21 protein-coding genes are annotated in these 24,609 nt (G+C 32.7%); 8 read left to right on the forward strand and 13 right to left on the reverse strand.

Annotated elements, in window-relative coordinates:
- The first annotated feature begins 4 nt into the window (after positions 1-4).
- Genes GQ47_RS01230 through GQ47_RS01240 form a run of 3 tightly spaced genes read left to right on the forward strand, consistent with a single transcriptional unit; the run spans position 5 to position 2,365 of the window.
- Positions 5-457, forward strand: coding sequence for a type I restriction enzyme HsdR N-terminal domain-containing protein (locus tag GQ47_RS01230; protein WP_035645043.1), 453 nt, complete (start codon positions 5-7; stop codon positions 455-457).
- A gap of 20 nt (positions 458-477) precedes the next feature.
- On the forward strand, positions 478-1,497 hold the full coding sequence (locus GQ47_RS01235; protein ID WP_035643913.1) for a glycosyltransferase family 2 protein: 1,020 nt from the start codon (positions 478-480) through the stop codon (positions 1,495-1,497).
- Positions 1,498-1,531: 34 nt separating this feature from the next.
- A complete protein-coding gene (locus tag GQ47_RS01240; RefSeq protein ID WP_035643915.1) occupies positions 1,532-2,365 on the forward strand; it encodes an OmpA/MotB family protein in 834 nt (277 codons plus the stop codon).
- A 224-nt stretch (positions 2,366-2,589) separates the two neighbouring features.
- Here GQ47_RS01240 and GQ47_RS01245 read toward each other — a convergent pair whose 3' ends face one another.
- The 4 genes from GQ47_RS01245 to GQ47_RS01260 all read right to left on the reverse strand — a co-directional run bounded on the left by GQ47_RS01245 (position 2,590) and on the right by GQ47_RS01260 (position 7,889).
- On the reverse strand, positions 2,590-3,627 hold the full coding sequence (locus GQ47_RS01245; protein WP_035643917.1) for a carboxypeptidase-like regulatory domain-containing protein: 1,038 nt from the start codon (positions 3,625-3,627) through the stop codon (positions 2,590-2,592).
- Positions 3,628-3,705: 78 nt separating this feature from the next.
- Positions 3,706-4,326 carry an L-threonylcarbamoyladenylate synthase gene (locus tag GQ47_RS01250; RefSeq protein WP_035643919.1) on the reverse strand — a complete coding sequence of 207 codons (621 nt, stop codon included), beginning with the start codon at positions 4,324-4,326 and terminating at the stop codon, positions 3,706-3,708.
- Positions 4,327-4,419: 93 nt separating this feature from the next.
- Positions 4,420-6,756, reverse strand: a complete 2,337-nt coding sequence (locus tag GQ47_RS01255; RefSeq protein WP_035643920.1) for an ATP-dependent helicase — start codon at positions 6,754-6,756, stop codon at positions 4,420-4,422.
- Positions 6,757-7,121: 365 nt separating this feature from the next.
- Positions 7,122-7,889 carry a sulfite exporter TauE/SafE family protein gene (locus GQ47_RS01260; protein ID WP_035643922.1) on the reverse strand — a complete coding sequence of 256 codons (768 nt, stop codon included), beginning with the start codon at positions 7,887-7,889 and terminating at the stop codon, positions 7,122-7,124.
- 126 nt (positions 7,890-8,015) lie between these two features.
- Here GQ47_RS01260 and GQ47_RS01265 point away from each other — a divergent pair, with 126 nt between their 5' ends.
- Positions 8,016-8,537 (forward strand): DUF7935 family protein, encoded by a 522-nt coding sequence (locus GQ47_RS01265; RefSeq protein WP_035643924.1) that lies wholly within the window; start codon positions 8,016-8,018, stop codon positions 8,535-8,537.
- A gap of 55 nt (positions 8,538-8,592) precedes the next feature.
- Here the strand turns inward: GQ47_RS01265 and GQ47_RS01270 are convergent, their stop codons facing one another.
- From GQ47_RS01270 to GQ47_RS01285, 4 genes are all read right to left on the reverse strand, one after another.
- Positions 8,593-9,246: a hypothetical protein gene (locus tag GQ47_RS01270; RefSeq protein WP_152560976.1), complete on the reverse strand. Its 654-nt coding sequence runs from the start codon at positions 9,244-9,246 to the stop codon at positions 8,593-8,595.
- Positions 9,247-9,248: 2 nt separating this feature from the next.
- Positions 9,249-10,148, reverse strand: coding sequence for a patatin-like phospholipase family protein (locus GQ47_RS01275; protein ID WP_035643928.1), 900 nt, complete (start codon positions 10,146-10,148; stop codon positions 9,249-9,251).
- Between the two features lie 126 nt (positions 10,149-10,274).
- Positions 10,275-12,335: a M1 family metallopeptidase gene (locus tag GQ47_RS01280; RefSeq protein ID WP_035645046.1), complete on the reverse strand. Its 2,061-nt coding sequence runs from the start codon at positions 12,333-12,335 to the stop codon at positions 10,275-10,277.
- Positions 12,336-12,343: 8 nt separating this feature from the next.
- Complete coding sequence (locus GQ47_RS01285) at positions 12,344-13,033, reverse strand: transposase (protein WP_035643929.1); 690 nt, start codon at positions 13,031-13,033, stop codon at positions 12,344-12,346.
- Between the two features lie 87 nt (positions 13,034-13,120).
- Between GQ47_RS01285 and GQ47_RS01290 the strand changes: the two genes are divergently transcribed.
- Positions 13,121-13,864, forward strand: coding sequence for a Dph6-related ATP pyrophosphatase (locus GQ47_RS01290; RefSeq protein ID WP_035643930.1), 744 nt, complete (start codon positions 13,121-13,123; stop codon positions 13,862-13,864).
- Positions 13,865-13,947: 83 nt separating this feature from the next.
- Here GQ47_RS01290 and GQ47_RS01295 read toward each other — a convergent pair whose 3' ends face one another.
- Together GQ47_RS01295 and GQ47_RS01300 are read right to left on the reverse strand one after the other, a co-directional pair.
- Positions 13,948-14,487 carry a DUF1697 domain-containing protein gene (locus GQ47_RS01295; protein ID WP_035645049.1) on the reverse strand — a complete coding sequence of 180 codons (540 nt, stop codon included), beginning with the start codon at positions 14,485-14,487 and terminating at the stop codon, positions 13,948-13,950.
- Positions 14,488-14,559: 72 nt separating this feature from the next.
- A complete protein-coding gene (locus tag GQ47_RS01300; protein ID WP_035643932.1) occupies positions 14,560-14,973 on the reverse strand; it encodes a hypothetical protein in 414 nt (137 codons plus the stop codon).
- Between the two features lie 277 nt (positions 14,974-15,250).
- On the opposite strand from GQ47_RS01300, the gene recG reads away from it, so the two are divergent.
- Positions 15,251-17,359, forward strand: a complete 2,109-nt coding sequence (recG, locus tag GQ47_RS01305; RefSeq protein WP_035643934.1) for an ATP-dependent DNA helicase RecG — start codon at positions 15,251-15,253, stop codon at positions 17,357-17,359.
- Between the two features lie 286 nt (positions 17,360-17,645).
- Here recG and GQ47_RS01310 read toward each other — a convergent pair whose 3' ends face one another.
- The 3 genes from GQ47_RS01310 to GQ47_RS01320 all read right to left on the reverse strand — a co-directional run bounded on the left by GQ47_RS01310 (position 17,646) and on the right by GQ47_RS01320 (position 19,799).
- Entirely contained in the window at positions 17,646-18,248 is a 603-nt protein-coding gene (locus GQ47_RS01310) for a PAS domain-containing protein (protein WP_035643936.1), read from the reverse strand.
- 62 nt (positions 18,249-18,310) lie between these two features.
- Complete coding sequence (locus GQ47_RS01315; RefSeq protein WP_035643943.1) at positions 18,311-19,177, reverse strand: hypothetical protein; 867 nt, start codon at positions 19,175-19,177, stop codon at positions 18,311-18,313.
- Positions 19,178-19,202: 25 nt separating this feature from the next.
- Positions 19,203-19,799 carry a peroxiredoxin family protein gene (locus GQ47_RS01320; RefSeq protein ID WP_035643945.1) on the reverse strand — a complete coding sequence of 199 codons (597 nt, stop codon included), beginning with the start codon at positions 19,797-19,799 and terminating at the stop codon, positions 19,203-19,205.
- Between the two features lie 542 nt (positions 19,800-20,341).
- Here GQ47_RS01320 and GQ47_RS01325 point away from each other — a divergent pair.
- Positions 20,342-21,400: an efflux RND transporter periplasmic adaptor subunit gene (locus GQ47_RS01325; RefSeq protein WP_035645052.1), complete on the forward strand. Its 1,059-nt coding sequence runs from the start codon at positions 20,342-20,344 to the stop codon at positions 21,398-21,400.
- A 94-nt stretch (positions 21,401-21,494) separates the two neighbouring features.
- Complete coding sequence (locus GQ47_RS01330; protein WP_035643947.1) at positions 21,495-24,593, forward strand: efflux RND transporter permease subunit; 3,099 nt, start codon at positions 21,495-21,497, stop codon at positions 24,591-24,593.
- The last annotated feature ends 16 nt before the right edge of the window (positions 24,594-24,609 follow it).

The following is a 24,609-nucleotide window of genomic DNA, read 5'->3' on the forward strand; positions in this document are numbered from 1 at the left end:
CTTTATGCAGCAATTAAATTTTCCAACCTATAGTTTTCGATTCAAAAATAGCGAAAATAAAGTGTCAATTTTTGATGAAATCAGAAAAAAATTTATCATTCTTACCCCAGAAGAATGGGTTCGCCAGCATGTTGTTCATTATTTGATTATTGAAAAAAAATACCCGAAATCACTAATCAATGTGGAGAAAGTTTTAAAAGTCAACGGATTACGAAAAAGATATGATGTTGTTGTTTTCAATCCTGATGGTACTATACATATCTTGGTAGAATGTAAAGCGCCTGAAGTAAAAATCTCTCAAGCAACTTTTGATCAGATTGCCCGTTACAATATGACAATGCAGGCACGGTTTTTGAATGTCACAAACGGACTAAACCATTTTTATTGTCAGATGGATTTTGAAAACGAAAAATATGAGTTTTTGAGAAACTTGCCAGACTATAAAGAAAACCATTAAAATAAATAATTTAAGAACTTTTGGATAAAATTGCAGTTGTCATTTTAAATTGGAACGGAGTAAAATTGCTGGAGCAGTTTTTACCATCTGTTATCCAGTTTTCAGAAGGAGCGACAATATATGTTGCCGACAATGATTCTACAGATAATTCGGTTGAGTTTGTTCAACAAAACTTTCCTACAATTAAAATTGTAAAAAACACAGGCAATTATGGCTTTGCAAAAGGTTATAATGATGCTTTAAAACATATTGATGCCGAGATTTATGCACTAGTCAATTCAGATATTGAAGTAACTCAAAATTGGTTAAAGCCAATACTAGAAACTTTTGAATCTGAAAAACAAACAGCCATCATTCAGCCAAAAATTCTTGATTTTAAAAACAAAGAATATTTTGAATATGCAGGCGGTGCCGGTGGATTCATCGATAAATATGGTTTCCCATTTTGTCGCGGACGTATTTTTGATACTGTTGAAAAAGACAATGGGCAATACAACGACAATTGTGAATTATTCTGGGCATCAGGCGCTTGTTTCTTTATCCGAAAAGAAGTTTATGATGAGTTGGGAGGTTTTGATGAAAGCTTCTTTGCACATCAGGAGGAGATTGATTTGTGCTGGCGTGCCGCAAATGAAGGGCATATCATAAAATACAATTCGCAATCTGTTGTTTACCATGTTGGAGGCGCAACTTTACAACAAGGAAATCCACGAAAAACATTTTTGAATTTCAGGAATTCATTACTAATGCTTGTGAAAAATTTACCAAAGAAAGGTTTATTCTTTGTGATTTTCTTCAGAATGGTTTTAGATGGAATAGCGGGTATCCGTTTTCTTACACAAGGAAAATTCAGCCATACTTTTGCTATTTTGAAAGCACATTTCTCTTTTTATTGCCTATCTTTAAAGTATCTAAAAAAGCGAAAAGATTTTCAAATACAGCAATACTATACCGTAAAAAGTATCGTTTACCTCTATTACATAAAGAAATTACTGGTTTTTAAAGAAATCTTTAACAGTAATCAAAATATTAAAAACTAAATTTGTAATCAACGTTTAATTAAATATAATACCTATGAGAAAAATAGTTATCGCACTATCAGTATTAATGGCCTTAACTTCGTGTGTATCGAAAAAGCAATATGCTGCACTTGAAGCTAAGAACAAAGAGACCCAAGATTTATTAAACTCTTGCACTGTTAAATTAAATTCTTGTTTAGAAGAAAAAGCTGGTTTAGCTGCTACAGTTGAAGGCTTAAAATCACATAATCAAGACTTAATCAACAGTTCAAAAGATTTAACGGTTTTAACTACTAAAGGAGCTGAAAACCTAGAAAAATCTCTAGAAAGCTTAAAAGAGAAAGATTTGAAAATCTCAAGACTTCAAGATGCTCTTACGAAAAAAGACAGTGTAACTTTAGCATTAGTTACAAGCTTAAAAGGAGCAGTTGGAATCAACGATCCAGATATTGAAATCAATGTTGAAAAAGGAGTTGTATTTATTTCTATCGCTGATAAATTATTATTCAAAAGCGGAAGTTATGACGTAAGCGACAAAGCAAAATCTGTTTTAGCGAAAGTTGCAAAGGTTGTAAACGACAAACCTGATTTTGAATGTATGGTTGAAGGACACACAGATGACGTTCCTTACAAAAGCAACGGAGTTTTGTTAGACAACTGGGATTTAAGTGTTAAACGTTCTACTTCTATCGTTCGTGTATTAACAAATGATCTTGGTGTAAACCCTGCAAAATTAATTGCTGCTGGTAGAAGTTCATATGTACCATTAGTTGCAAATGATACTCCGGACAACAAAGCACGTAACAGAAGAACTCGTATTGTGGTTATGCCAAAAATCGATCAGTTCTATGATATGATTGAAAAAGAAATGAAAAAACAAGCGAAATAATCCTTGTTTTACATATCATAAAAACAGAAAAAGCAGGTCTTACGACCTGCTTTTATGTATCCTTAATTTTTTTAATAACCAATTAAATATAAATCAAGAATAGCATTATTTTTAATCAACTAACTAAATTTTAACTATACTAAAGTTAGTGATTATTTTTTAACATTTACACAATTTCAGTTTTTTTTTACAAATATACCATGTTTCCATTTTCAGTATTACAATTATTCTATCCCATAATTTAAAGGCAACATATCTCCAACTCTTTTTTCCGATATTTTCCCTGAAAAAAGTATGTCTTCAATATTTGAATTATTTCCATACTTGTAAATATAAAAACTATTTGTTTCAAAAGTGATTTTCGATACTTCCTTTTTATCAAAGACAAGATTATAAACAGCTACAATTTTTTTTGAGTTTAGATTTATATTTTCACTTTTATCCTGATCAATTAATTCTACTTTTGCAAAATCTCCTTCTTTAGTTATTTTGAAGCATTTAGCTGGATCCTGATTATATTTACCTTTAAACAATAAAAACTTCTTGGCTTCCCAATCTGTATTTGCTAAATTTCTGAAAAACTGAATTTGAGATCCCTGGAATGTTTTTTCTCGTTTTTTTAAGACTTTAGCGCTATTATCAATTTCTTCAAATCGGCTAACGCCACCATAAAAATTCTTAAAAGCATCTATTGAATTAATACTAAATATATTAAAAGAAACTTCAAAAATTACCAATTCAAAATCAATTTTATATCCTAAGGCCGGATTTATAATCACCAAAGGTTTATCTGAAGAGGCTGTAAAAAGTAAATTCTTTTTATCATAATTAAATTTAATATCATCTTCATTTTTAATAATAGCTGATTTTGCATTACTAGTTGTTCCTAAAAAATATTCTCTAAACAACTTTAATTTCTGAGCTCTTGTAAACTGATTGTTATTATTAACAACAACTTCTTTAAGCTCATTTTCCGAAATCTTCATCGTTATATTTAATGGTTTCGAAACATCTAATCCTGACAAATACTCGGTCTGATATCCCATTGAACTAATCACTAAAATATTATTAGCATTAGATTCATACTTGATAGAAAATTTCCCATCAGCATCTGAAACTGTTGAAATTGTTGTACCATCATAGTAAACATTTACTCCTTCTAACGGAATATTACCTTTCCCTGTAATTTTACCTTTAAGATTCTGTTGCGAAAATATAGTGACCGCAGAAAACAAAAATAAAAGAGTTAGTAGATTTTTCATTAAAGCCAAAAGGTTTGATTAATTAGTAGCTAATTAACCAAACCTTTTTGTATTATCCTAAACAATCTGTTTTTTTTCTTACAAAATATCAATATCGCCTTTCCCTTCTCTCACGATAACTGGCTCATAATCTGATAAATCTATAATTGTTGAACCAACGTTGTCGCCATAACCTCCATCAATAACCAAATCTACAAGATTCTGCCATTTTTCAAAAATCAATTCGGGATCTGTTGTATATTCAATCACATCATCTTCATCACGAATAGAAGTCGAAACAACAGGATTTCCTAATTGACGAACAATCTCTAAAATAATATTATTATCAGGTACACGAATACCAACTGTAGTTTTCTTTTTAAACTCTTTTGGTAAATTATTGTTTCCTGGCAAAATAAAGGTGTACGGACCTGGTAAAGCTCTTTTCAAAATTTTGAAAGTCGATGTATCAATCTGACGTACATAATCTGATAAATTACTCAAATCATGACAAATAAACGAAAAATTAGCTTTCTCTAATTTAACGCCTTTTATTTTTGCAATTTTTTCTAAAGCCCTAGAATTGGTAATATCACAACCTAAACCATAAACAGTATCTGTCGGATAAATTACCAAACCTCCATTCTGAAGCACTTTAACCACTTTTGCAATTGCAGCTTCACTAGGTTTATCTGGATATATTTTTATGAATTCGGCCATAACATTTTTGTTTCAAGTTTTTGTTTGTTTCAAGTTTCAAGTTTGCGCTCCAACAACTTGAAACTTTAAACCTGAAACTTGAAATATTTTTCTTTATCCTACAACATCTAATTTAGCAAATCTTAACAACAATTTCTTAATTCCGCCTACCTCAAATTTAATTTCAGCTTTTTTATCAGCACCAATGCCTTCCAGATTAATCACTTCGCCTTTTCCAAAACGTTCGTGCATCACAACATTTCCAACCGTTAATTTACTATCAAATAAATTTGGAGCACCGGCATTTGGATTCGTTCCTCCAACTGGTTTTAATTTACGAATATTCAAATCCGGTTTCGGATTATTATCGGTAATATGTTTTGGCGGCGTTCCTCCTACTGGTTTTGCCAATCTTAATTTAGACTTATCGACATCTCCAAAGATATCACCGTCAATTGGTGATTTATAACGATAATTGCTTTCAGATGGAGTTAAATATTCTAGATACTGACCATCAATTTCTTCAATAAAACGAGATGGTTCACTGTCTGTCAATTTTCCCCAACGATAACGCGACTGTGCATAAGTCAAATACGCCTGATGTTCGGCACGAGTTAAAGCTACGTAAAATAAACGACGTTCTTCTTCTAATTCGCTTCTGGTACTCATACTCATAGCACTCGGAAACAAATCTTCTTCCATTCCCACAACAAAAACATGAGGAAACTCAAGTCCTTTTGCTAAGTGAATCGTCATCAAAGCTACACGATCTTCATCATTTGTATCTTTATCCAAATCTGTTGCCAAAGCCACATCTTCCATAAATTCAGAAAGCGCACCTCTTGCTCCATCAATCTCTCTTTGACCTTCAGTAAAATCTTTAATACCGTTTAAAAGTTCTTCGATATTCTGAATCTTCGCCATTCCTTCCGGTGTAGCATCTTTTTTCAATTCCTGAACCAAACCAGTTTTCTTTGCAACGTGGTCTGTAATATAAAAAGCATCCTGATTCTGATCAATAACCTGAAAACTCTGAATCATCGTAACAAAATCTTTCAATTTGTTTTTTGTACCAGTATTTAGTTTCAAGTCGATTTTATCGATATTCACCATTACTTCCCAAATCGAACGTTTGTAATGATTGGCTGCAATTGTCAGTTTTTCAACAGTTGTATCCCCAATTCCACGTGCAGGGTAATTGATTACACGAATCAATGCTTCTTCATCTTTTGGATTCAAAACCAAACGCAAATAACACAAAACATCTTTAATTTCTTTACGCTGGTAAAATGACAATCCGCCGTAAATTCGATAAGGAATATCACGTTTTCTTAAAGCGTCTTCCATCGCACGCGATTGTGCATTTGTACGATACAAAATAGCAAAAGCGCCATTGTGCAATTGATTCTGCATTTTCTGCTCAAAAATTGTACTTGCTACAAAACGTCCTTCTTCAGCATCGGTCAAACTTCGGTGGACTTTAATTCTCGGCCCAAATTCATTTGCAGTCCAAACCACTTTATCCAGTTTGGTTTTATTATGCTCCATTACAGTATTTGCCGCTTCTACAATATTTCTTGTCGAACGATAATTCTGCTCCAAACGAAACATTACTACGCCTTCATAATCTTTCTGGAAATTCAAAATATTATTGATGTTCGCTCCACGAAACGCATAAATACTTTGCGCATCGTCACCAACCACACAAATATTCTGAAATCTGTCTGATAAAGCCCTAACAATCAAATATTGAGAGTGATTTGTATCTTGGTACTCATCCACCAAAATGTAACGGAAACGATCCTGATATTTTGCTAAAACTTCTGGAAAACGAGTTAGTAACTCATTAGTTTTCAATAATAAATCATCAAAATCCATTGCACCGGCTTTAAAACAGCGCTCTACATATTGCTGATAAATTTCACCCAATCTTGGTCTTTTTGCCATTGCATCGGCTTCAACCAATTCCGGATTATTAAAATAGGCTTTTACCGTAATCAAGCTATTCTTATAACTAGATATACGTCCTAAAATCTGTTTTGGTTTATAGATATCACGATCCAGCTGCATTTCTTTAATAATTGAAGAAATCAATCTCGCCGAATCCTGAGAATCATAAATAGTAAAATTGGAAGGATAACCTAAATGATCCGATTCTGCGCGAAGAATACGAGCAAAAATCGAGTGAAAAGTTCCCATCCAAAGATTCTTAGCTTCAGATGCTCCCACAATATCCGAAATCCTGTGCTTCATTTCACGCGCTGCTTTATTGGTAAAAGTCAGCGACAAAATATTGAAAGCATCAACTCCTTGAGCCATCAAATAAGCAATTCTAATTGTTAAAACACGGGTTTTTCCCGAACCTGCACCAGCAATAATAATCATTGGCCCGTCTTTCTTTAAAACAGGCGCTCTCTGCGCTTCGTTGAGCTGGTCAATATATTTCTGCATGTAATTTATCTCCTTTATATGCAAAAATAAGAATTAAAAGAGAAAGTTCCTAAGGTACTAAGATTCTGAGATGCTAAGTTTTTTTTGAAGCCGAACAATAGGCATTTTATTGAACATGGTTTCCCGCTTTCGGCTATATCTCTCCTCCCGATAGCCATCGGGATGCGAGGATACCGCCTCAATCGGGGCTAAATTCAAACAATTGGCTTTCTTTAAATATTTTGAACCATATAAGTAATAATAAGTTCATTTAATTCTATTACTGAGTAAAATATTGTTAATACTCATATGACCAGAAATCTTGAAAACCTTATTGAAGATACAGCTTATAATTTCTTATATAACTTATATTGTTTAAGAAAAAACTACTTAAAGAAAACGTCGTAAGCAAAGCGAATCAACGTCCCAACCACAACCACCAAAAAGAAAATCCTAATAAAACCATTTCCTTTATTAATTGCCAGTTTTGCGCCAAGCCATCCTCCAAGTCCATTGCTAATTGCCATCGGAATAGCGATTGACCAGATTATTTTTCCTTTAATCATAAACAAACAAATCGAACCAAAATTTGTAGCCAGATTTACCATTTTAGCATTCGCGGAAGCGTGAAGAAAATCAAAACCTAAAAGCGCAATAAATGCAACTACAAAAAAACTTCCAGTCCCTGGGCCAATAAATCCGTCATAAAAACCAACGATCATACTAATTACAACTGCATAAATAATTTGTGTTGTAGCCGAATGTTCTTTGGCTTCATGCTGACCAAAATTCTTCTTTGCATAGGTATAAACAAACAATAACGACAAAACTACCAACAAAAGCGGTTTCATAAAATCGTTGCTTACCAATGTCAAAATCGTAGAACCCAAAAATGCCGATGGAACTGCCAAACACATCATTATGATTAATAATTTCCATTGAATAACTACTTTTTTTAAATATTGAAAAGCAGCAAATGCCGTTCCGCTGAAAGCCGGGATTTTCAAAGAACCAATTACTGTAGAAACAGGCAAATTAGGCAATAAAATTAATCCCATTGGAGTTTGGATTAAACCGCCGCCACCAACAATTGCATCAATAAATCCTGCAGCAAATGCGGCTAAGCAAAGAAAAAGTATTATGTATGAATCCATTAAAAGTAAAATTGTGTAGAATTTAAAAAACAGCTACAAAAGTAAGTTTTCCGTTTTGTTTATTACCGAAAATTTAAAACGGATTTCTCCTCAAAAAGTATATTTTTGCTAAAAAATTTAACCCAAATGGATTTTACAAGAATTATAGAATTAGCCAGTTATACACTTCCTGCAATTGTTACGGGATTTGTTGCCTACAGTTTTTTTGAACTGCATATTAAAAACAATGATAAAAAACGTGCTTTTTTATTGAATAGAGATTATCAAAAACAATCACTACCAATACGTTTACAGGCCTATGAGCGTATGACGTTATTTTTGGAACGTATAAACTTGACCAAATTATTAATTAGAATTGCACCAATTTCACAAAATAAACACGATTATGAAAACTACATAATCGATCAAATTGAGCAGGAATTTGAACACAATTTAACGCAACAAATCTACATGTCTGATGAATGCTGGACAATTATTACAACGGCAAAAAATGCTACAATTCAAATGATTCGCAAAGCTGCAATGAGCGATAAAGTAGAAAATGCTGATAAATTGCGTGAAGTAATTTTAAATGATTTATTAGAAAAACAATCTCCAAGTAATGCCGCTTTAGGATATATTAAAAATGAAGTTGCAGATCTTTGGTAGAATATAACTTACTCGAAAGATTGAGTATGTTTTAACTGCTCAATCTTTCATTTTTTTAGCTAACCCATTCTTCACGATATTTTACTACTTCCCATTTTCCTTTCTTTTTTTCTAAGAAAACTTTGTAACCTGCACCACACAAACCAGAACAATTTAAAGTATACTTAACATAAGCCTTTTTTCCATCAAGTGAAATTATTGGAATCGTAGCGTAATAATAACTAAAATATTTCACGCTTTTAATATCATTCCTAACTTCTTTGACTGATTTGATATCAACTTCATTAAAATCATTTTGCAATATTTTGAAAGTATTAAAATTTTTGCTTTGAAATTCAATATACAACGAATCTGATTTTGAAAAGAAAAATTTTTCCTTGGGAATATCAGGAAATCCAATTAGAAATTCTATCAGTTCAGACTCTCCTTCTGCTTTCTTAGGCAACTTGTTTTTTTCAATATGCTCAATTTTCAACTTTTGCAAATCTTCGCAAAAAGAAATTTTTGTTTTCTTTCCTAAATATTGAGCTATTTCTAAACTATCACTATTAATGACAGCTTTAATTATTGCAGAAATATCTTCATTTTTGGGTAATTTAAAATTGCTGCTTGATTTTTCTTTCTGACAACTTGCAAAAAAGAAAGTCAAAAATATAAATGAAACTAAACAACATAAACTTCTCATATTTTCAGATAAATTAAACTTCACATCTACCTATTATCACTCATAACTTCTGACTTATTCTGAGCATATTCATATCCTTGTTCCCACCATTCTTTCATTACTTCTTTATTGAAAATAAGTGCATTATCAGTAAGTTTTGTTGGTGTATAATATAAGTTAAGTTTAACATTCTTATTGTTTGCCATAAGTTTTCCTATAGCAATATCATGTTTTTCAACCTGATCCAAAGCAATTCGGAACAAATCAATCATTAACGAAAATGGATTTTTGCCAATAACCGTTTTATCCATATTTACTTCAGTTTCTAAAATAATAACATCAATTTCAGTGGCTCCGCGATTAATTGCTTCACGAATTGGAACTAAACTCGAGAATCCTCCATCGCCATATTCGTAATTATTTTTCTCCACCAAACTCATAAACGGAACATAATTACTTGAAATCCAAGACCATTCTATAAACTCTTCGTAACTACAATCTTTCACCGATTTATATTCCGATTCATTTTTGGTGAAATTGGTTACCGTGATAATAACATCTGTTTTCAGTTTTTTTAGTTTATTGAAATCAGATAATGAAAAGTTATTTCGAATATATTTTCTTAAGCCTTTACTCTCGCCAAAAGTCCTTTTTCCTTTAAAAAACTGGCGCAAAACATTGAAATGATTAATCGTTACAATATCAACACCTTCTTTATTTTTAACCACAAACGGACAAATATTAAAAATACTTGCCATCGTAACATTAGTATAAACCGAATGAATTTTTTTAATATGTCCCAAAGCTAAATGCGGAATCAGCAAACTTCCGGTAGAAGTGCCTAAAAACAAATCATATTCATAATTTTTTTCTTCGATTAAATACTGCGCAACTCCTCCGGCAAAGGCGCCTTTACTTCCGCCGCCAGAAATAACTAATGCTCTCATATGTGGTATTGTAGGTTTTATTTTTTTTTTAGAAAACAGATAAAAGAATAAAGAGCAAAGACTTTTATATTCGGTTAAATCTTTACTCTTGCTTCTTTGTTCTATTCTCTATATTCTATTCTCTTTTCACTCTTTCAGCAAACGATTCAATTGAAACTGTTCATCGGGGGTCAAATTAGGCAAAATTCTTTCAAACGAAGCACGCATTTCAGAATTTTTTAATAACAATCTTATAGTGTCTCTTCCAAATTTTGAAAACTGCCACATATGATGCGTAGTTGAAGCAACTAAGTTACTCAGAACCTGATCGTTGATAATTTTAAAAGCGATCAGTTTTTCGAGTGCATTCTGTCGAGTTGTTGCTTCATATTTAGTTGAAGAAAAATCAATTAATTCAGCGACAAGTTCATCTGGATTTGATGCATAATTTGGTGTAGATAAAGCCAAAGAAAGCCACATTGTACGAAGATTATAATCGTTAAAACCAATCCAGTTTTTTGATTTATCTAAATATTCATTTCGATGTTCTGGAAAATTTCTCCATAACCAATACAGCGCTATTTCTTGTGTTTGATATGATTTATCGTCTAACAAAGTTTCATACTCGGCTCTAAAATCTTCTGGAATTTTAGCCAAACTTTCGGCTATTGTTTGGCGAATCTGAATATTATTGGTTTTCATGGCCAGAATCAGCAATTCTTTTTTTGATTCGTATTTCTCATTTTCTAATTGATTGATAATCGTTTCTTTTACCGTATGATAAACATCTGAATTTAAAGTTTTAATGAAAAAATCTTTCTTTTCTGCCAATGGAGTTTTCTTCAATTTATCAACTTCAAGTCTGACCTGAATAGATTTATTCTTACTCAACAAAGCATTCGCAACAGGCGTATCAAAAACAGTTGATTCCAACCAGGTTTTTTGGAATTTTTCCAAATCAAAATCAGATACTTTTTTAATTTCGTTAAAGAAATCTTCCGTATTTACTGTTTGATATGCGTATTTTTTGAGGTAACTTTTTATCGCTTTCTTAAATGCTTTATCTCCAATTGATTCATGGAGCACAAAAAGTGCCCACGCTCCTTTTTCGTAAAAAGTAAGTGAACTCGCTTTTGGATTTAAAACCGGAATTGAATCGGTTCTTGATGCAAATTTTATTTGCTGTGCAGTGTCATAGAGTTTGGAATAAAAATAGTCATCGCCAAAAATATCACGCTCCGCCAAAGCCGCATAATAAGTCGCAAAACCCTCCTGAAGCCAGTGATGTTTACTACTTTCGGCCGTAATTAAATCGCCAAACCAATGATGCGCTAACTCGTGAGCATCGACATTTGTGTAATTACGATCAACAAATCCGATTGAATCCACAACATATCGCGTTGCTAAAAGTGTTGAAGTTGTGTTTTCCATTCCCGCATACAAAAAATCCCGAACTGGAATTTCTCTATAAATCTCCCACGGATATTGAACACCAATTTCTTTTTCTAGAAAATCAAAAATGCGTTTTGAATATCGAAATGTTGGTTCAAAACGTGAAGCATCTTTATTTTCTAAATAATATTCAAGCGGAACATTCGATTTTGATTTAGAACTTTTTTTATCATATTTTCCAATGGCAAGCATCAACACATAAGAACTCATTGGTTTTTTCATTTCATATTGCCAATGATATGAATTTCCGTTTTGTGATTTTTCTTTTAAAATTCCGTTCGAAACAACCTGATATGCTGTGTCATAAGTTATTCCTAAGTTAAAAACCACTTTTTCATTAACATCATCAAAACTCGGAAACCAATTGCTTGTGTATCTGCCCTGACCTTGTGTCCAGATTTGAATTTCTTTGCCTTCAATATCAATAAAATACAACGCTTGTTTTGGTTTTGCGGTATATTCAAAAGTCAAATGATTATCTCCTTTTTGAAAATTCCCAATAATCTGTAGTTGTTTGCCTGAATTAACGAAAACAACATCTTTATTGTCAATCTGCACTTTGGAGAATTCCATGTTTTTAGCATCAATTTTTATGGTATCAATTGGTTTTAAAATCGTAAAACCGTAATCTAAAATACCTGAAATTGATTTTTCTTTGGCATTTAAAGTTAATTGTCCGGATGCAGTTTTAAAATCAACAAATTGAGTTTGTTGTGCAAAAATAAATCCAGTAAAAAACAAAAAGATATATTTCATTGAAAATTTTATTTTAAAGAATCTGTTTCCCAAGATTGTGGATTGTTTTTAATGTAATCGTAAATTATTTCAAAACGTTTATAATTTCTAACGATGTGATCGTGATAATTATCTTGCCAGATTGATTCCGTTCCATTTATTTGCTTTGTTATTATGGATTTGAAAATTGCTACGAAAGATGAAATGGATTTCGGTTTACGTCCAAAATTCGATTCAGATTGCTTTTCGTCCCTATTGTCACGTAGAGGCGCACAGCAGTGCGTCTCCGCAACGTTTGTCGTCATGATATGTCCGTTATTTAATTCTGCACCGTTTTTCGTTGTGGATATGCTGGACGGAGACGCACTGCTGTGCGCCTCTACGATATGCGTCGTGGTTTTACATCCATTTGTGTTTTCAAATTCATTCATTTTTTGAATTTCATATTTGTTTTGAATTTCGATCAATAAATGAATATGATTTGGCATAATAATCCAATTATGAAAAAACCAATTTTTACGAATAGTAATTGATTTTAAAAGTTCTTTCTCAACAATCTTTCCATTTTCATTTAAAATCATTTTACTGTCTACAATCGTTCCAAAAATACATTCTCTATTTTTAGCAACCATTGTAATAAAATATACTGCTTCACTCGAGTAATCCCAATTCTTCAATCTGGTTGAATCGGTTTTAAATTTATCTTTATATAATGACATATTTTGGCGTGTAAAATTCCAAAGTTACAAAGGTTTCGTCAACAAATAGAATGAAATTTGTAAGTTTACCATTTAAAATTCCAAATCGTGTCTACACCTAAAAAAGCCTTATTCAACTGGAGCAGCGGAAAAGATTCTGCTCTTGCCTTATATAAAATTCTACAAAATTCTGCATATAAAATCGAATTCTTAGTTACGAGCGTGAATCAGCAATTCCAACGAATTTCGATGCACGGCGTTCGTGTTGAATTATTAGAAACGCAAGCAAAAAGTATCGGAATTCCATTGAAAATTTTGCAAATTCCGGAAATGCCAACAATGGAAGTTTATGAAGATGTAATGACAAAAGCCTTAACCGAATTAAAAGAACAAGGTATTTCTCATTCTGTTTTTGGTGATATATTCTTAGAAGATTTACGCAAATATCGAGAAGATCAATTGGCAAAATTGGGTTTTGAAGGCGTTTTTCCAATTTGGAAAATTCCATCGCACGATTTAATTCAGGAGTTTATCTCACTTGGATTTAAAACTATTGTGGTTTGTGTTAATGAAAAATATTTAGACAAAAGTTTTGTTGGCCGAATTATCGATCAGGATTTTATAAATGATTTGCCAGAAAATGTGGATGTCTGCGGAGAAAACGGCGAATTTCACACTTTTGCTTTCGACGGGCCAATTTTTTCTAAACCCATAGATTTTGAAATTGGCGAAATTGTTTATCGTAAATATGAAAAACCAAAAACTGAAGATTCTTCAAATACTGCATGCGATACAAACGACGAAACTGCTTTTGATTTTGGTTTTTGGTATTGTGATTTGATTCCGAAATAAAACAGTATAAAAACCGCCACGAATTCACGAATTTTTATTTATCAAACAAAAGAAAAATTCGTGAATTCGTGCCGGTTTTTCTTTTATTCATTATACATTGCCAGCAAATTAGTTACCGTATTCCAGTTTCGCATTGTTACTATAACATTCAGTTTTTTTTCAATGTATTTGCCTTCGAGCCTAGTTTTTCCGGCTCCAACCGCATATTTTATAAATATTCTATTGCCGTCAATACTCGCTTCATCTGGTTTAAACTGACTGATTTTTAAATCGTTTATATTTTCACTTTTCAAAACAGTCGAAACAAAAGCAACATAAAGCTTTTTGGTGTCTAAATCTTTTTCTTTTAAATACGGACTGTTTTTAAAACACAGTTCTAAATCTTCTTTTGCAATGACAATTACAGGAACTTCATGTCCAAAAACCTTAAAAATTTCCTGTTTTATCATGAAACCAACTTTCGAAGCTTCTTCTTCGCTATCAACAAAAACATTTCCAGATTGCAGATACGTTCTGATATTTTGAAATCCGATGTTTTCCAGCATGGTTTTCAATGCTTCCATTTTCATCATATTGTGACCAGAAACATTTATTCCGCGTAAAAGTGCTAAGTGTGTTTTCATTTTTGCAAGTGTTTTAAAAAAAGTACTCAATACCAAAATTGAATACTTTTAAGAGTAAACAAACTTACATTTTTATTTTTGTTTTATAAATAGTCCGTAACGATCACACATTCCTGCTTGGTCTACTAAATTGCCATACTCATTCAATGTAAAAGCTTCCATTAAAGTACCACTTATACAAGTAGATATCCAATCATTTTTGCTTGGATAAGTTAGAACAAAATACGTCCCTTTATCATCTTTTACTATTTCAAATGTACCTGAAAAAGAGGCATTTTTTTCATTTGGTATCGTTTTGACAAAAGTTTTATTTTCTTTAAACACATAATAAGGCTCTAAAGTAGGAATGCTATTGTAAGCAGGATTAGAAGCCCGAACCCATTTTCCATAATATTCCGAATTAACAGAGACCTTTTCATCCTCATGATCTTTAGAGCAAGAAACAAGTGAAACAAACAATACAAGTAATAGTCCAATTTTCTTCATTTTTATAGTTTTTGATGGTTAACTATTAATAAGACTTTACTTTCTTAAAATAGTTGCGTCTTGACTTTACAACTTAACGATAAGTTAATATTCAAACACTTGAAAACGATAATTCATTTTCAAAATTCCTAATTAAAATCTATCTTCGCTTTCCAAAGAAAATAGAGCAAAGAAGAAAGAATATAGACTGAAAAATTGTCTTTGTTCTTTCTTCTTGGCTCTATTTTCTAAAATCTAAGCCAGTCTAAAATCTAATAATCTAAGAAGTCTAAAAAAAATGTCTAACAATCTTCTTGAAACCCCTATCGAATACTTAAAAGGTGTTGGCCCGAGTCGCGGTCAATTGCTTCGTAAGGAATTGGGAATTCATAAATATGGAGATTTAGTCAATTTTTTTCCGAATCGATACATTGACAGAACCCGTTATTATAAAATTAATGAACTTCAAAATACAGGAACAGAAGTTCAGATTATTGGAAAAATAATCAATATCAAAACAGTTGAATTTGCCAAAAACAAAAAACGTCTGGTTGCCAGTTTCGTTGATGATACGGGGCAAATTGAACTAAATTGGTTTCAAGGACATAAATGGATTCGTGAAAGTTTGAAACTGAATGAAACTTTAGTGATTTTTGGAAAATGTTCTTTATACGGAAGTCAATTCAGTATGGCACATCCGGAAATTGAACTCTTGACAGAGCACGAAAGAAGTCTTCGCTCAGCCATGCAGCCGGTTTATCCTTCTACAGAAACACTTGCCAACCGTGGAATTTCCAACAGAACCATCAATAAACTGATGGAACAATTGTTTATCGAAACTCAGGCTTTGTTTACCGAAACTTTTCCTCCTTATTTAATCGAGGAATTGAAATTAATTCCGAAAAGAGCGGCCTTATTTAATATACATTTTCCAAAAAGCACTGATATTTTGGCGAAAGCCCAATTCCGATTAAAATTTGAGGAATTGTTTTTTATTCAGCTTCAATTAATTACCAAAAACTTAATTAGAAAGCATAAAATAAAAGGACATCCGTTTTCTAAAGTCGGTGAATTATTTAATGACTTTTATCAAAATCACTTGCCTTTTGACTTGACTGGCGCTCAAAAAAGAGTAATCAAGGAAATCCGTACCGACATGGGAAGCAACGCTCAAATGAACCGTTTACTTCAGGGAGATGTTGGTTCCGGAAAAACAATTGTTGCCTTTATGAGTATGCTTTTAGCAATTGACAATGGTTTTCAGGCTTGTTTGATGGCGCCTACAGAGATTTTGGCTAATCAACATTTCATAGGATTATCGGCATTTGCGAATACCTTAAATATCAATATCCGAATATTGACGGGTTCGACTAAAACTTCTGAAAGAAAAATTATTCATGAAGAACTTGAAAACGGAACCCTGCAAATTTTAATTGGAACGCATGCTTTATTAGAAGACAAAGTTCAGTTTAAAAATCTAGGTTTGGCTGTTATTGATGAACAGCATCGTTTTGGCGTGGAGCAACGTTCAAAATTGTGGAAGAAAAATGATATTCCGCCACATGTTTTAGTAATGACCGCCACTCCAATTCCGAGAACTTTGGCGATGAGTTTATATGGAGATTTAGATATTTCTGTAATTGATGAATTACCGCCGGGCAGAAAACCTATTCAGACCGTTCATAGATATGATACAAACCGATTGAAAGTTTGGAAATTCCTTCGTGATGAAATTACGCTCGGAAGACAAATTTATATTGTTTATCCGTTGATTCAGGAATCGGAAAAAATGGATTACAAAGATTTAATGGACGGTTACGAAAGTATTTCGAGAGATTTTCCACTACCACAATATTCGATTTCTATACTTCATGGAAAAATGAAACCAGCAGATAAAGATGCTGAAATGAAACGATTTTCTGAAGGAAAAACCAATATCATGGTTGCAACAACCGTTATTGAAGTTGGAGTTAACGTACCAAATGCCAGTGTTATGATTATTGAAAGCGCAGAACGTTTTGGATTATCGCAATTGCATCAATTACGAGGACGAGTTGGTCGTGGCGCCGAACAAAGTTATTGTATTTTAATGACGAGCCATAAACTTAGTACCGATAGCAAAACCCGAATGGAAACTATGGTAGGGACCAATGACGGTTTTGAAATTGCCGAAGTAGATCTTAAACTTCGTGGTCCTGGTGATTTAATGGGAACTCAACAAAGTGGTGTTTTGAATCTGCAAATTGCTGATATCGTAAAAGATCGAGATATTTTATCTTTGGCCCGAAACTATGCAATGAAAATTCTAAAAGAAGACAGCGCACTGCAAAAACCAGAACATGCCGTTCTAAAAGCTGTTTTTATTGAATTGACAAAAAAGAAGAATATTTGGAATTATATTTCTTAATCTAAGATGCTAAGATTCTGAGGTACTAAGGCTCTAAGTTTTTCCATTAGCTTTCAACTTCACTCAGGATAACATTGAGATTTTATTTTCATTTTAACTTTTGTACTTTGATCCTAAAAAAAACTTAGAACCTTAGCATCTTAGATCCTTAGTAGCTTAAAAAAAAACTTCACTGCATCAAACTTTAAAATATTCTATTATTTTTTCTTGGTGATTAGATTTGTTGGGGGACAAATTTAAGGTTGAATATTTCGATTGATACAGCAAAGTTTTTTGAATTTCATACTTATTTTTTAGGAGTTTCTTTCTTTTCAAAAAGGCCGCTAAACAAACCTTTGCTTACTTTATTTTTGTCATCTTTTCCTGTTGCTATAAGATGGTCAATATATTCCATATATGTTTTTTTGCGCTCTTCCAGAAAACCAATCAAATATTCTTCAGATGCCAACATGCCGCTGGCTTCTTCAATTTGCAAAAGCTTTTTATACAAAGGCTCAATAAATTTGACTATAATATCTTCTGGAACAGATTTTCGAGTTCCAAAATAACCAACTATTTGGCCATCAGAATCGGCTATAATTTTAAAATCGGTAATTACCCAATAGTATCTGCCCGTTTTTGACATATTCTTGATGATGGCATGAATATTCTTATTCGATTTGATACTATCCCACAAAAATTTAAAAATTACTTTGGGCATATCGGGATGGCGAATAATATTATGAGCTTGTCCAATCAGTTCAAATTCATCATAGCCTGATACGTCAATAAAATCTTCATTGGCATATAAAATAGTTCCCTTTGTGTCCGTTTTGCTAAGTAATATTTTATTTTTATTCCAATCAACTTCTCTCTCTGATGGCGTTGGGCGGGTAATTCTGGTATCCATAAATTTTCTGCATTTAAAATTAGTATCTGTTTACATTGTTGCGGGTAATATTAAATTTTGAGTTAATGATTTGGATTTGTTTTTCCACTAACTGACTTAAAATGAATATCATTCACAAGATCATCAATCTTTTTAGCGCTTTCTTTCATCATTTCCAGATAATTTAAAAGCTGATCGTTATCAGTATGTCCTTTTGAAACATCAATTAGCTTTAAAACCGAACTTACAGGCATTTTTAAATCTAAAGTTGTTTTGTGAATAAAATCATTATATTCTTTAGTAGCCGACATAGAACTGAATTTTGCGGAAGCCAATTTGATGTTTTCCAATTCATATTCATCAGAGATTTTTGAAATATGATTTTGGCTATGCGCTTTAAAATAATAAGCCCAATATCCGTTCATGAAAAAGACAGCACCCGCTAATACAACATGTACTAAAAAAGTTTCCATATCAAAATTCACCTGCGAAAAATAAATTTGCAAGCCATTTGCATCGTTATATACATAATTTTGAAGATAAGCTAAAGCACCGTGATGTAATATAACCAAAAGAGTAAGAGGTATTTGTAATTTCCAGTTTTGATAAATAATTAAAATTGTACTCGCCACAAAAACGGTAAAGTGCATTTCAAACAAACCATGCATTTGATAAATGTATTGCGCCATAAAAATGGCCAGTACAACTGAAAGCACATATTGATAAAACTTAGAGTTTTTAAGAAAAAATTTAGCCGAATAATAAGCCAGTAAATTCAGTGTTCCTACTCCTGCTCCAATCTCCCAAGTGTCATATTTAAAAGATAAGGCGATACCAAGGAGAAAATAGACCGCAAGAACATAATTAATAATTGTATCCGATTTTTCTGTCATTGTAGACATGAAACTGTGCAGGTAGTCCTGCTCATTCAAACTAGCTTTTCTTTTCATAAATTAGGTAATTAAGGGGTTAGATTTATTTAGTGCATTTTGGTAATGAACATCCGTACGCTCTTAGTGCCAAAGCATCAAATGATGGGGCATTTGTATGTCTTAATAAAGATTCTATTGCCTGCTGGGCATAATTGGTTTCGGAATCGGTACAATATCTTGTTTTATTGTAATTCCCCCGAAAATATAATTTTTGTGAACTATCTATTAATGTGGCCTGCGGTGTAGAGAAAACGCCGACGCTTTTTGCAATTTCCCGATCAAAATAAACAGGAATCTTAGCATCAAATTTCTTCTGGATTTCTTCAATACTAACGCTCTTTTCGTTATTAATTACCACTATTTTAAAATTAACGCGGTCACCGTATTTTTTTATCAGTTCGCTTACATGAGGAACATTAAACCGGGAACAAGGACATTCTGGATTAAAAAAATGGATAAAAACTGGTTTTTGATCCATTGTACAACATTTCAAATCAATTTTAGTTCCTGTTGCGACGGCAACATAATCTTTAGGAATGGGTGTGGGAAGACTGTACTGAAATTCATTTTTCCAAAACAAAACCGAAATAGCGGCAAAAAGCAAAGAAAGCCATAAACCAAGAAGTAGTTTTCTCTTCATAAATAAATAGATTTTGAATCAAAAATATAAACAGTTGTTAATTTTGAAATTTTATTAATGCGCAAAAAATCAACTCTAAACAAATAAAAAACCTACAAATATCAATGCTAAATACAGAAAAACGATATAATTCATACTAAAATACCGTTGTTTTGTTTAACCTTTATCAATGTTACAAATAAAATCGATAAAGCACAAAATAATTCAGATAAAATGCATTCAAAAAAAAATACTGTACGTTTTTTCTGTAGTTATTTCCGCGTATTTTTACTTTTTTTATAAATAAAAACCTACTTTTAAAATTATTATTTTTAGATAAAAACCACAAGTTCAGATTAAAAGCTAATTTTAAGAATGAAAATTGATATTTTTTCTCAACAGCGTTAAACCATTGTAAAGAAAAATAGTCTAAACCTCGCAGCTAAGTAAAAACTTGTACATACAAATGTTAAATTAAGAGTAAGCTCTTTCGTTTTCGCATCAAAAAGTTAAATTTGTTAGCTACAAAAACAAAAACCCAAAAAATATATCACTTTAATTTTATGAAAGTAAAAAACCTAATTTATGCCTTGATTATTATTGTTTTAGGAGGATTCATTGCTTACAGAGTAATGTCCAATAAAAGCAAAAATGACGAATCAAAAAAGTCTGGTGACAAAGACAAGCCAACAACTGTTACTGGTATTGTTGTAAAAACAGCCACTTTTGATAACAATTTATCTTTGTCAGGATCAATTGAGGCAAATGAACAAATTGAAATCAGAAGTGAAGTTTCGGGAATTGTTGAAGGCATTTACTTCAATGAAGGAAGTTATGTAAATAAAGGCCAAGTACTTTTCAAAGTTAATGATATTGAACTAAGAGCTCAGCTTCGTCAGGCACAAACCAGAGAAGGTTTAGCTGGTGAAAACGAAAGAAGAGCAAAATTACTTCTTCAAAAAGAAGCCATCAGTCAGGAAGAATTTGATGTAGCAAACGCAGATTATGCTTCAGCAAAAGCACAAACACAATTAATAAAAGCGCAAATTTCGAAAACTTCAGTAAAAGCTCCTTTTTCAGGAAAAATTGGTTTGCGTAATATTTCTCCGGGAACTTACATTACACCAACAATTTTAGTAGCGAAATTAGTAAACACTGGAAAATTAAAAATCACTTTTTCAATTCCTGAAAAATATGCTACACAAGTAAATAATGGATCGAACATTGACTTCACCGTTTCTGGTTCAGACAAGGTTTACAAAGCTAAAATATATGCAATAGAACCAGAAATCGCTGTAGCAACAAGAACTTTGCAAATTCGCGCGATTGCAGATAATATTGATGGAAAACTTTTCCCGGGAACATTTGCCGATGTAAAACTTCCTTTAAACATTATTAAAGATGCTATTGTAGTTCCGTCTGAAGCTATTGTTCCTGTACAAAGTGGAAAAAAAGTTTACATCTCAGATATGGGAAAAGCGAAAGAAGTTATGGTTGAAGCAACTACTCGTACAGATTCGTCAATCTTGATTTTATCAGGACTAAAAGCTGGTGATACTCTCGTAACAAGCGGTGTAATGTCTCTAAAAAATGAAGCACCAATTAAAGTTATCGTGAAATAGTCATAAAGTCGCAAGACTAAAATATAGATTTAAAGATATCAGTAAAATTTAGCAATAAATCTGAAATCTAAAATCTAAAATCATAAAAGTATATATGAGTTTATCAACCACAAGTATAAGAAGACCCGTTTTAACGATTGTACTGAATCTTTTGATTATTCTGTTCGGTTTCATTGGTTATACCTTTTTGGGTGTTCGTGAATTCCCTTCTATTGACCCGGCGCAAGTTTCAATCAGAACAAATTATACCGGAGCCAATTCAGACATTATTGAATCGCAAATTACAGAACCTCTTGAAAAAGCTGTAAATGCTATTGACGGAATTAGAAATATTACTTCCTCAAGTAATCAGGGAAGCAGCAATATTACAATCGAATTTAATTTAGATAAAGACTTAGAAGAAGCGGCAAATGACGTTCGTGACAAAGTTTCACAAGCCATCAGAAGTTTACCGCAGGATATTGACGCACCTCCAGTTGTATCAAAAGCCGATGCGGATAGTGATGCCATTATTTCGATGACAGTTCAAAGTGATTCAAGAAATTCACTTGAATTAAGTGATTATGCCGAAAACGTAATTTCACAACGTTTAGAAACTATTCCAGGCGTAAGTGGCGTGCAAATTTGGGGACAAAAACGTTACGCAATGCGTTTGTGGATCGATCCGGCAAAACTGGCTGCATATGGCTGCACGGTTGCAGAAGTACGTACTGCCTTAAACGCTCAAAACGTTGAACTTCCATCAGGAAAACTGACTGGAAATAATACAGAACTTACCGTAAAAACAATCGGAAATTTATCTAAGCCAGAAGAGTTCAATAATATTATTATTCGTACCGATGGAGATAAAATTGTTCGTTTCAGCGATATTGGCGGAGCTGAATTAGGACCAGAAAATATCGAAACAAAATTAAGTCAGTCTGGTTTGCCAATGATTGGTTTAGCAATTGTTCCAATGCCTGGTGCAAACTATCTTGATATTTCAAAAGAATTTTATAAAAAATATGAAGCCTTAAAAAAAGATCTTCCAAAAGATATCAAACTAAATATTGCGCTTGACAATACTATTTTCGTAAAAAAATCAGTTCTTGAAGTTGCTGAAACACTGGGGATTTCAATTATTCTGGTAATCATCATTATTTACCTTTTCTTTAGAGACTGGGCGATTGCATTTAGACCTTTGATTGATATTCCGGTTTCATTGATTGCTACGTTCTTTATAATGTGGCTTTTTGGATTCTCAATCAACGTACTGACTTTATTAGCAATTGTATTAGCAACAGGTTTGGTGGTAGATGACGGTATTGTTGTTACCGAAAATATCTTCAAAAAAGTGGAAGAAGGAATGTCTCCAATTGAAGCTGCTATCAAAGGTTCAAATGAAATTTTCTACGCTGTAATTTCGATTTCGGTAACATTGGCTGCGGTATTCCTTCCTGTAATTTTCTTAGAAGGTTTCGTAGGCCGACTCTTTAGGGAATTTGGGGTTGTAATTGGTGCAGCAGTATTAATTTCTGCATTTGTATCTTTAACGCTTACGCCAATGTTGAACGCTTATTTAATGAAAGGCGGAGAGCAGAAAAAATCAAAATTCTATATTAAAACCGAACCATTTTTTGAAAAGATGAACAGCAGTTATGCCGAATCACTTTCAAAATTCATGGATAAAAAATGGATCAGTTTCCCAATTCTAATCGTTTGTTTTGGATTGATTTATTTGTTTTTTACAATTCTTCCAAAAGAAACTGCTCCACTTGACGACAGAAGTTCTGTAACAATGCGTATGACAACTCCAGAGGGTTCATCATACGAATATACAGATCGTTTTATGCAGGAAATCTCAAAGTTAGTTGATGACTCTATTCCGGAGAAAAAAGTGAGTTTGGTTATTACTGCGCCTGGTTTTGGAGCTTCGGCAACGAATACAGGTTTTATCAGACTTTCATTGAAAGAACCAGATGAACGTAAAGCTGCACAAAAAGACATTGCTGATAAATTAACAAAATGGACTAAAAGATATCCCGAAGCTAAAACTGCCGTTCTTCAACAGCCTACAATTGCTGTAAACAGACGTGGAGGTTTACCAATTCAGTATGTTATTCAGGCTCCGAATTTTGAAAAATTAAGAGAAAAAATTCCATTGTTCATGGAAGAAGTTGGTAAAAGCGATGTTTTCTCAACAACAGATGTAAACTTAAAATTCAACAAACCTGAAATCAATGTTAGCATCAATCGTGAAAAAGCCGAAAGTTTAGGAATTTCTATTTTAGATATTGCTCAAACATTGCAACTTTCTTTGAGCGGACAACGTTTTGGTTATTTTATCAAAAATGGAAAACAATATCAGGTTATTGGTCAATTTGATCAAAAAGACCGTTCAAAACCTTTGGATTTAACTTCAATGTTCGTTAAAAACAACAAAGGCGAATTAATTCAGATGGACAACGTAGTTGATGTTGAAGAACAAAGTAATCCACCACAATTGTACCACAATAATCGCTATATGTCGGCTACAGTTTCTGCAGGTTTAGCTCCAGGAAAAAGTATCAGCGACGGTATTCAGGAAATGGATCGTATCAAAGCAAAAGTTTTGGACGAAAGTTTCACAACTGATTTAAGTGGAGAATCTAGAGATTTCGTAGAAAGTAGTTCGAATACGTCTTTCGCTTTTGGATTGGCATTGCTTTTAATCTTTTTAATATTAGCAGCACAATTTGAAAGTTTTATCGATCCGTTTATCATTATTTTAACTGTGCCAATGGCTGTGGCGGGAGCTTTATTTTCATTATGGCTTTTCAACCAAACGTGGAATATATTCAGCCAGATTGGAACGGTAATGCTTATTGGGTTAGTAACTAAAAATGGTATTTTGATCGTCGAATTTGCAAATCAGCTTCGAGAACAAGGCAAGCCGAAATTAGAAGCCATTTTAGAAGCTTCAGAAGCACGTTTACGTCCAATTTTGATGACCAGTTTAGCTATTGCTTTAGGAGCTTTACCAATTGCGATGTCACTTGGAGCAGCTTCTACAAGTAGAATTGGTATGGGAGTTGTAATTGTTGGAGGAACCATTTTCTCTCTTGCTTTGACACTTTTTGTAATTCCTGCCATTTATTTAATGTGGTCAAAACAAAGAAAACATTATCCAGAATTTGATCATATCGACGAATACGAAAAAGAAAGTATAAAATAGCAGCCAAAAAATCATG

It is taken from the genome of Flavobacterium sp. ASV13 (genome assembly GCF_000745775.1).
In the GTDB taxonomy this organism is placed as follows: Bacteria; Bacteroidota; Bacteroidia; order Flavobacteriales; family Flavobacteriaceae; genus Flavobacterium.

What these genes read in the sequence shown, in the direction of transcription:
- GQ47_RS01230 (WP_035645043.1), top strand. Translation starts at nt 5, where the DNA reads ATGCAGCAATTAAATTTTCCAACCTATAGTTTTCGATTCAAAAATAGC.
- GQ47_RS01240 (WP_035643915.1), top strand. Translation starts at nt 1,532, where the DNA reads ATGAGAAAAATAGTTATCGCACTATCAGTATTAATGGCCTTAACTTCG.
- GQ47_RS01245 (WP_035643917.1), bottom strand. Translation starts at nt 3,627, where the DNA reads ATGAAAAATCTACTAACTCTTTTATTTTTGTTTTCTGCGGTCACTATA.
- GQ47_RS01250 (WP_035643919.1), bottom strand. Translation starts at nt 4,326, where the DNA reads ATGGCCGAATTCATAAAAATATATCCAGATAAACCTAGTGAAGCTGCA.
- GQ47_RS01255 (WP_035643920.1), bottom strand. Translation starts at nt 6,756, where the DNA reads ATGCAGAAATATATTGACCAGCTCAACGAAGCGCAGAGAGCGCCTGTT.
- GQ47_RS01260 (WP_035643922.1), bottom strand. Translation starts at nt 7,889, where the DNA reads ATGGATTCATACATAATACTTTTTCTTTGCTTAGCCGCATTTGCTGCA.
- GQ47_RS01265 (WP_035643924.1), top strand. Translation starts at nt 8,016, where the DNA reads ATGGATTTTACAAGAATTATAGAATTAGCCAGTTATACACTTCCTGCA.
- GQ47_RS01275 (WP_035643928.1), bottom strand. Translation starts at nt 10,148, where the DNA reads ATGAGAGCATTAGTTATTTCTGGCGGCGGAAGTAAAGGCGCCTTTGCC.
- GQ47_RS01280 (WP_035645046.1), bottom strand. Translation starts at nt 12,335, where the DNA reads ATGAAATATATCTTTTTGTTTTTTACTGGATTTATTTTTGCACAACAA.
- GQ47_RS01285 (WP_035643929.1), bottom strand. Translation starts at nt 13,033, where the DNA reads ATGTCATTATATAAAGATAAATTTAAAACCGATTCAACCAGATTGAAG.
- GQ47_RS01295 (WP_035645049.1), bottom strand. Translation starts at nt 14,487, where the DNA reads ATGAAAACACACTTAGCACTTTTACGCGGAATAAATGTTTCTGGTCAC.
- GQ47_RS01300 (WP_035643932.1), bottom strand. Translation starts at nt 14,973, where the DNA reads ATGAAGAAAATTGGACTATTACTTGTATTGTTTGTTTCACTTGTTTCT.
- recG (WP_035643934.1), top strand. Translation starts at nt 15,251, where the DNA reads ATGTCTAACAATCTTCTTGAAACCCCTATCGAATACTTAAAAGGTGTT.
- GQ47_RS01310 (WP_035643936.1), bottom strand. Translation starts at nt 18,248, where the DNA reads ATGGATACCAGAATTACCCGCCCAACGCCATCAGAGAGAGAAGTTGAT.
- GQ47_RS01315 (WP_035643943.1), bottom strand. Translation starts at nt 19,177, where the DNA reads ATGAAAAGAAAAGCTAGTTTGAATGAGCAGGACTACCTGCACAGTTTC.
- GQ47_RS01320 (WP_035643945.1), bottom strand. Translation starts at nt 19,799, where the DNA reads ATGAAGAGAAAACTACTTCTTGGTTTATGGCTTTCTTTGCTTTTTGCC.
- GQ47_RS01325 (WP_035645052.1), top strand. Translation starts at nt 20,342, where the DNA reads ATGAAAGTAAAAAACCTAATTTATGCCTTGATTATTATTGTTTTAGGA.
- GQ47_RS01330 (WP_035643947.1), top strand. Translation starts at nt 21,495, where the DNA reads ATGAGTTTATCAACCACAAGTATAAGAAGACCCGTTTTAACGATTGTA.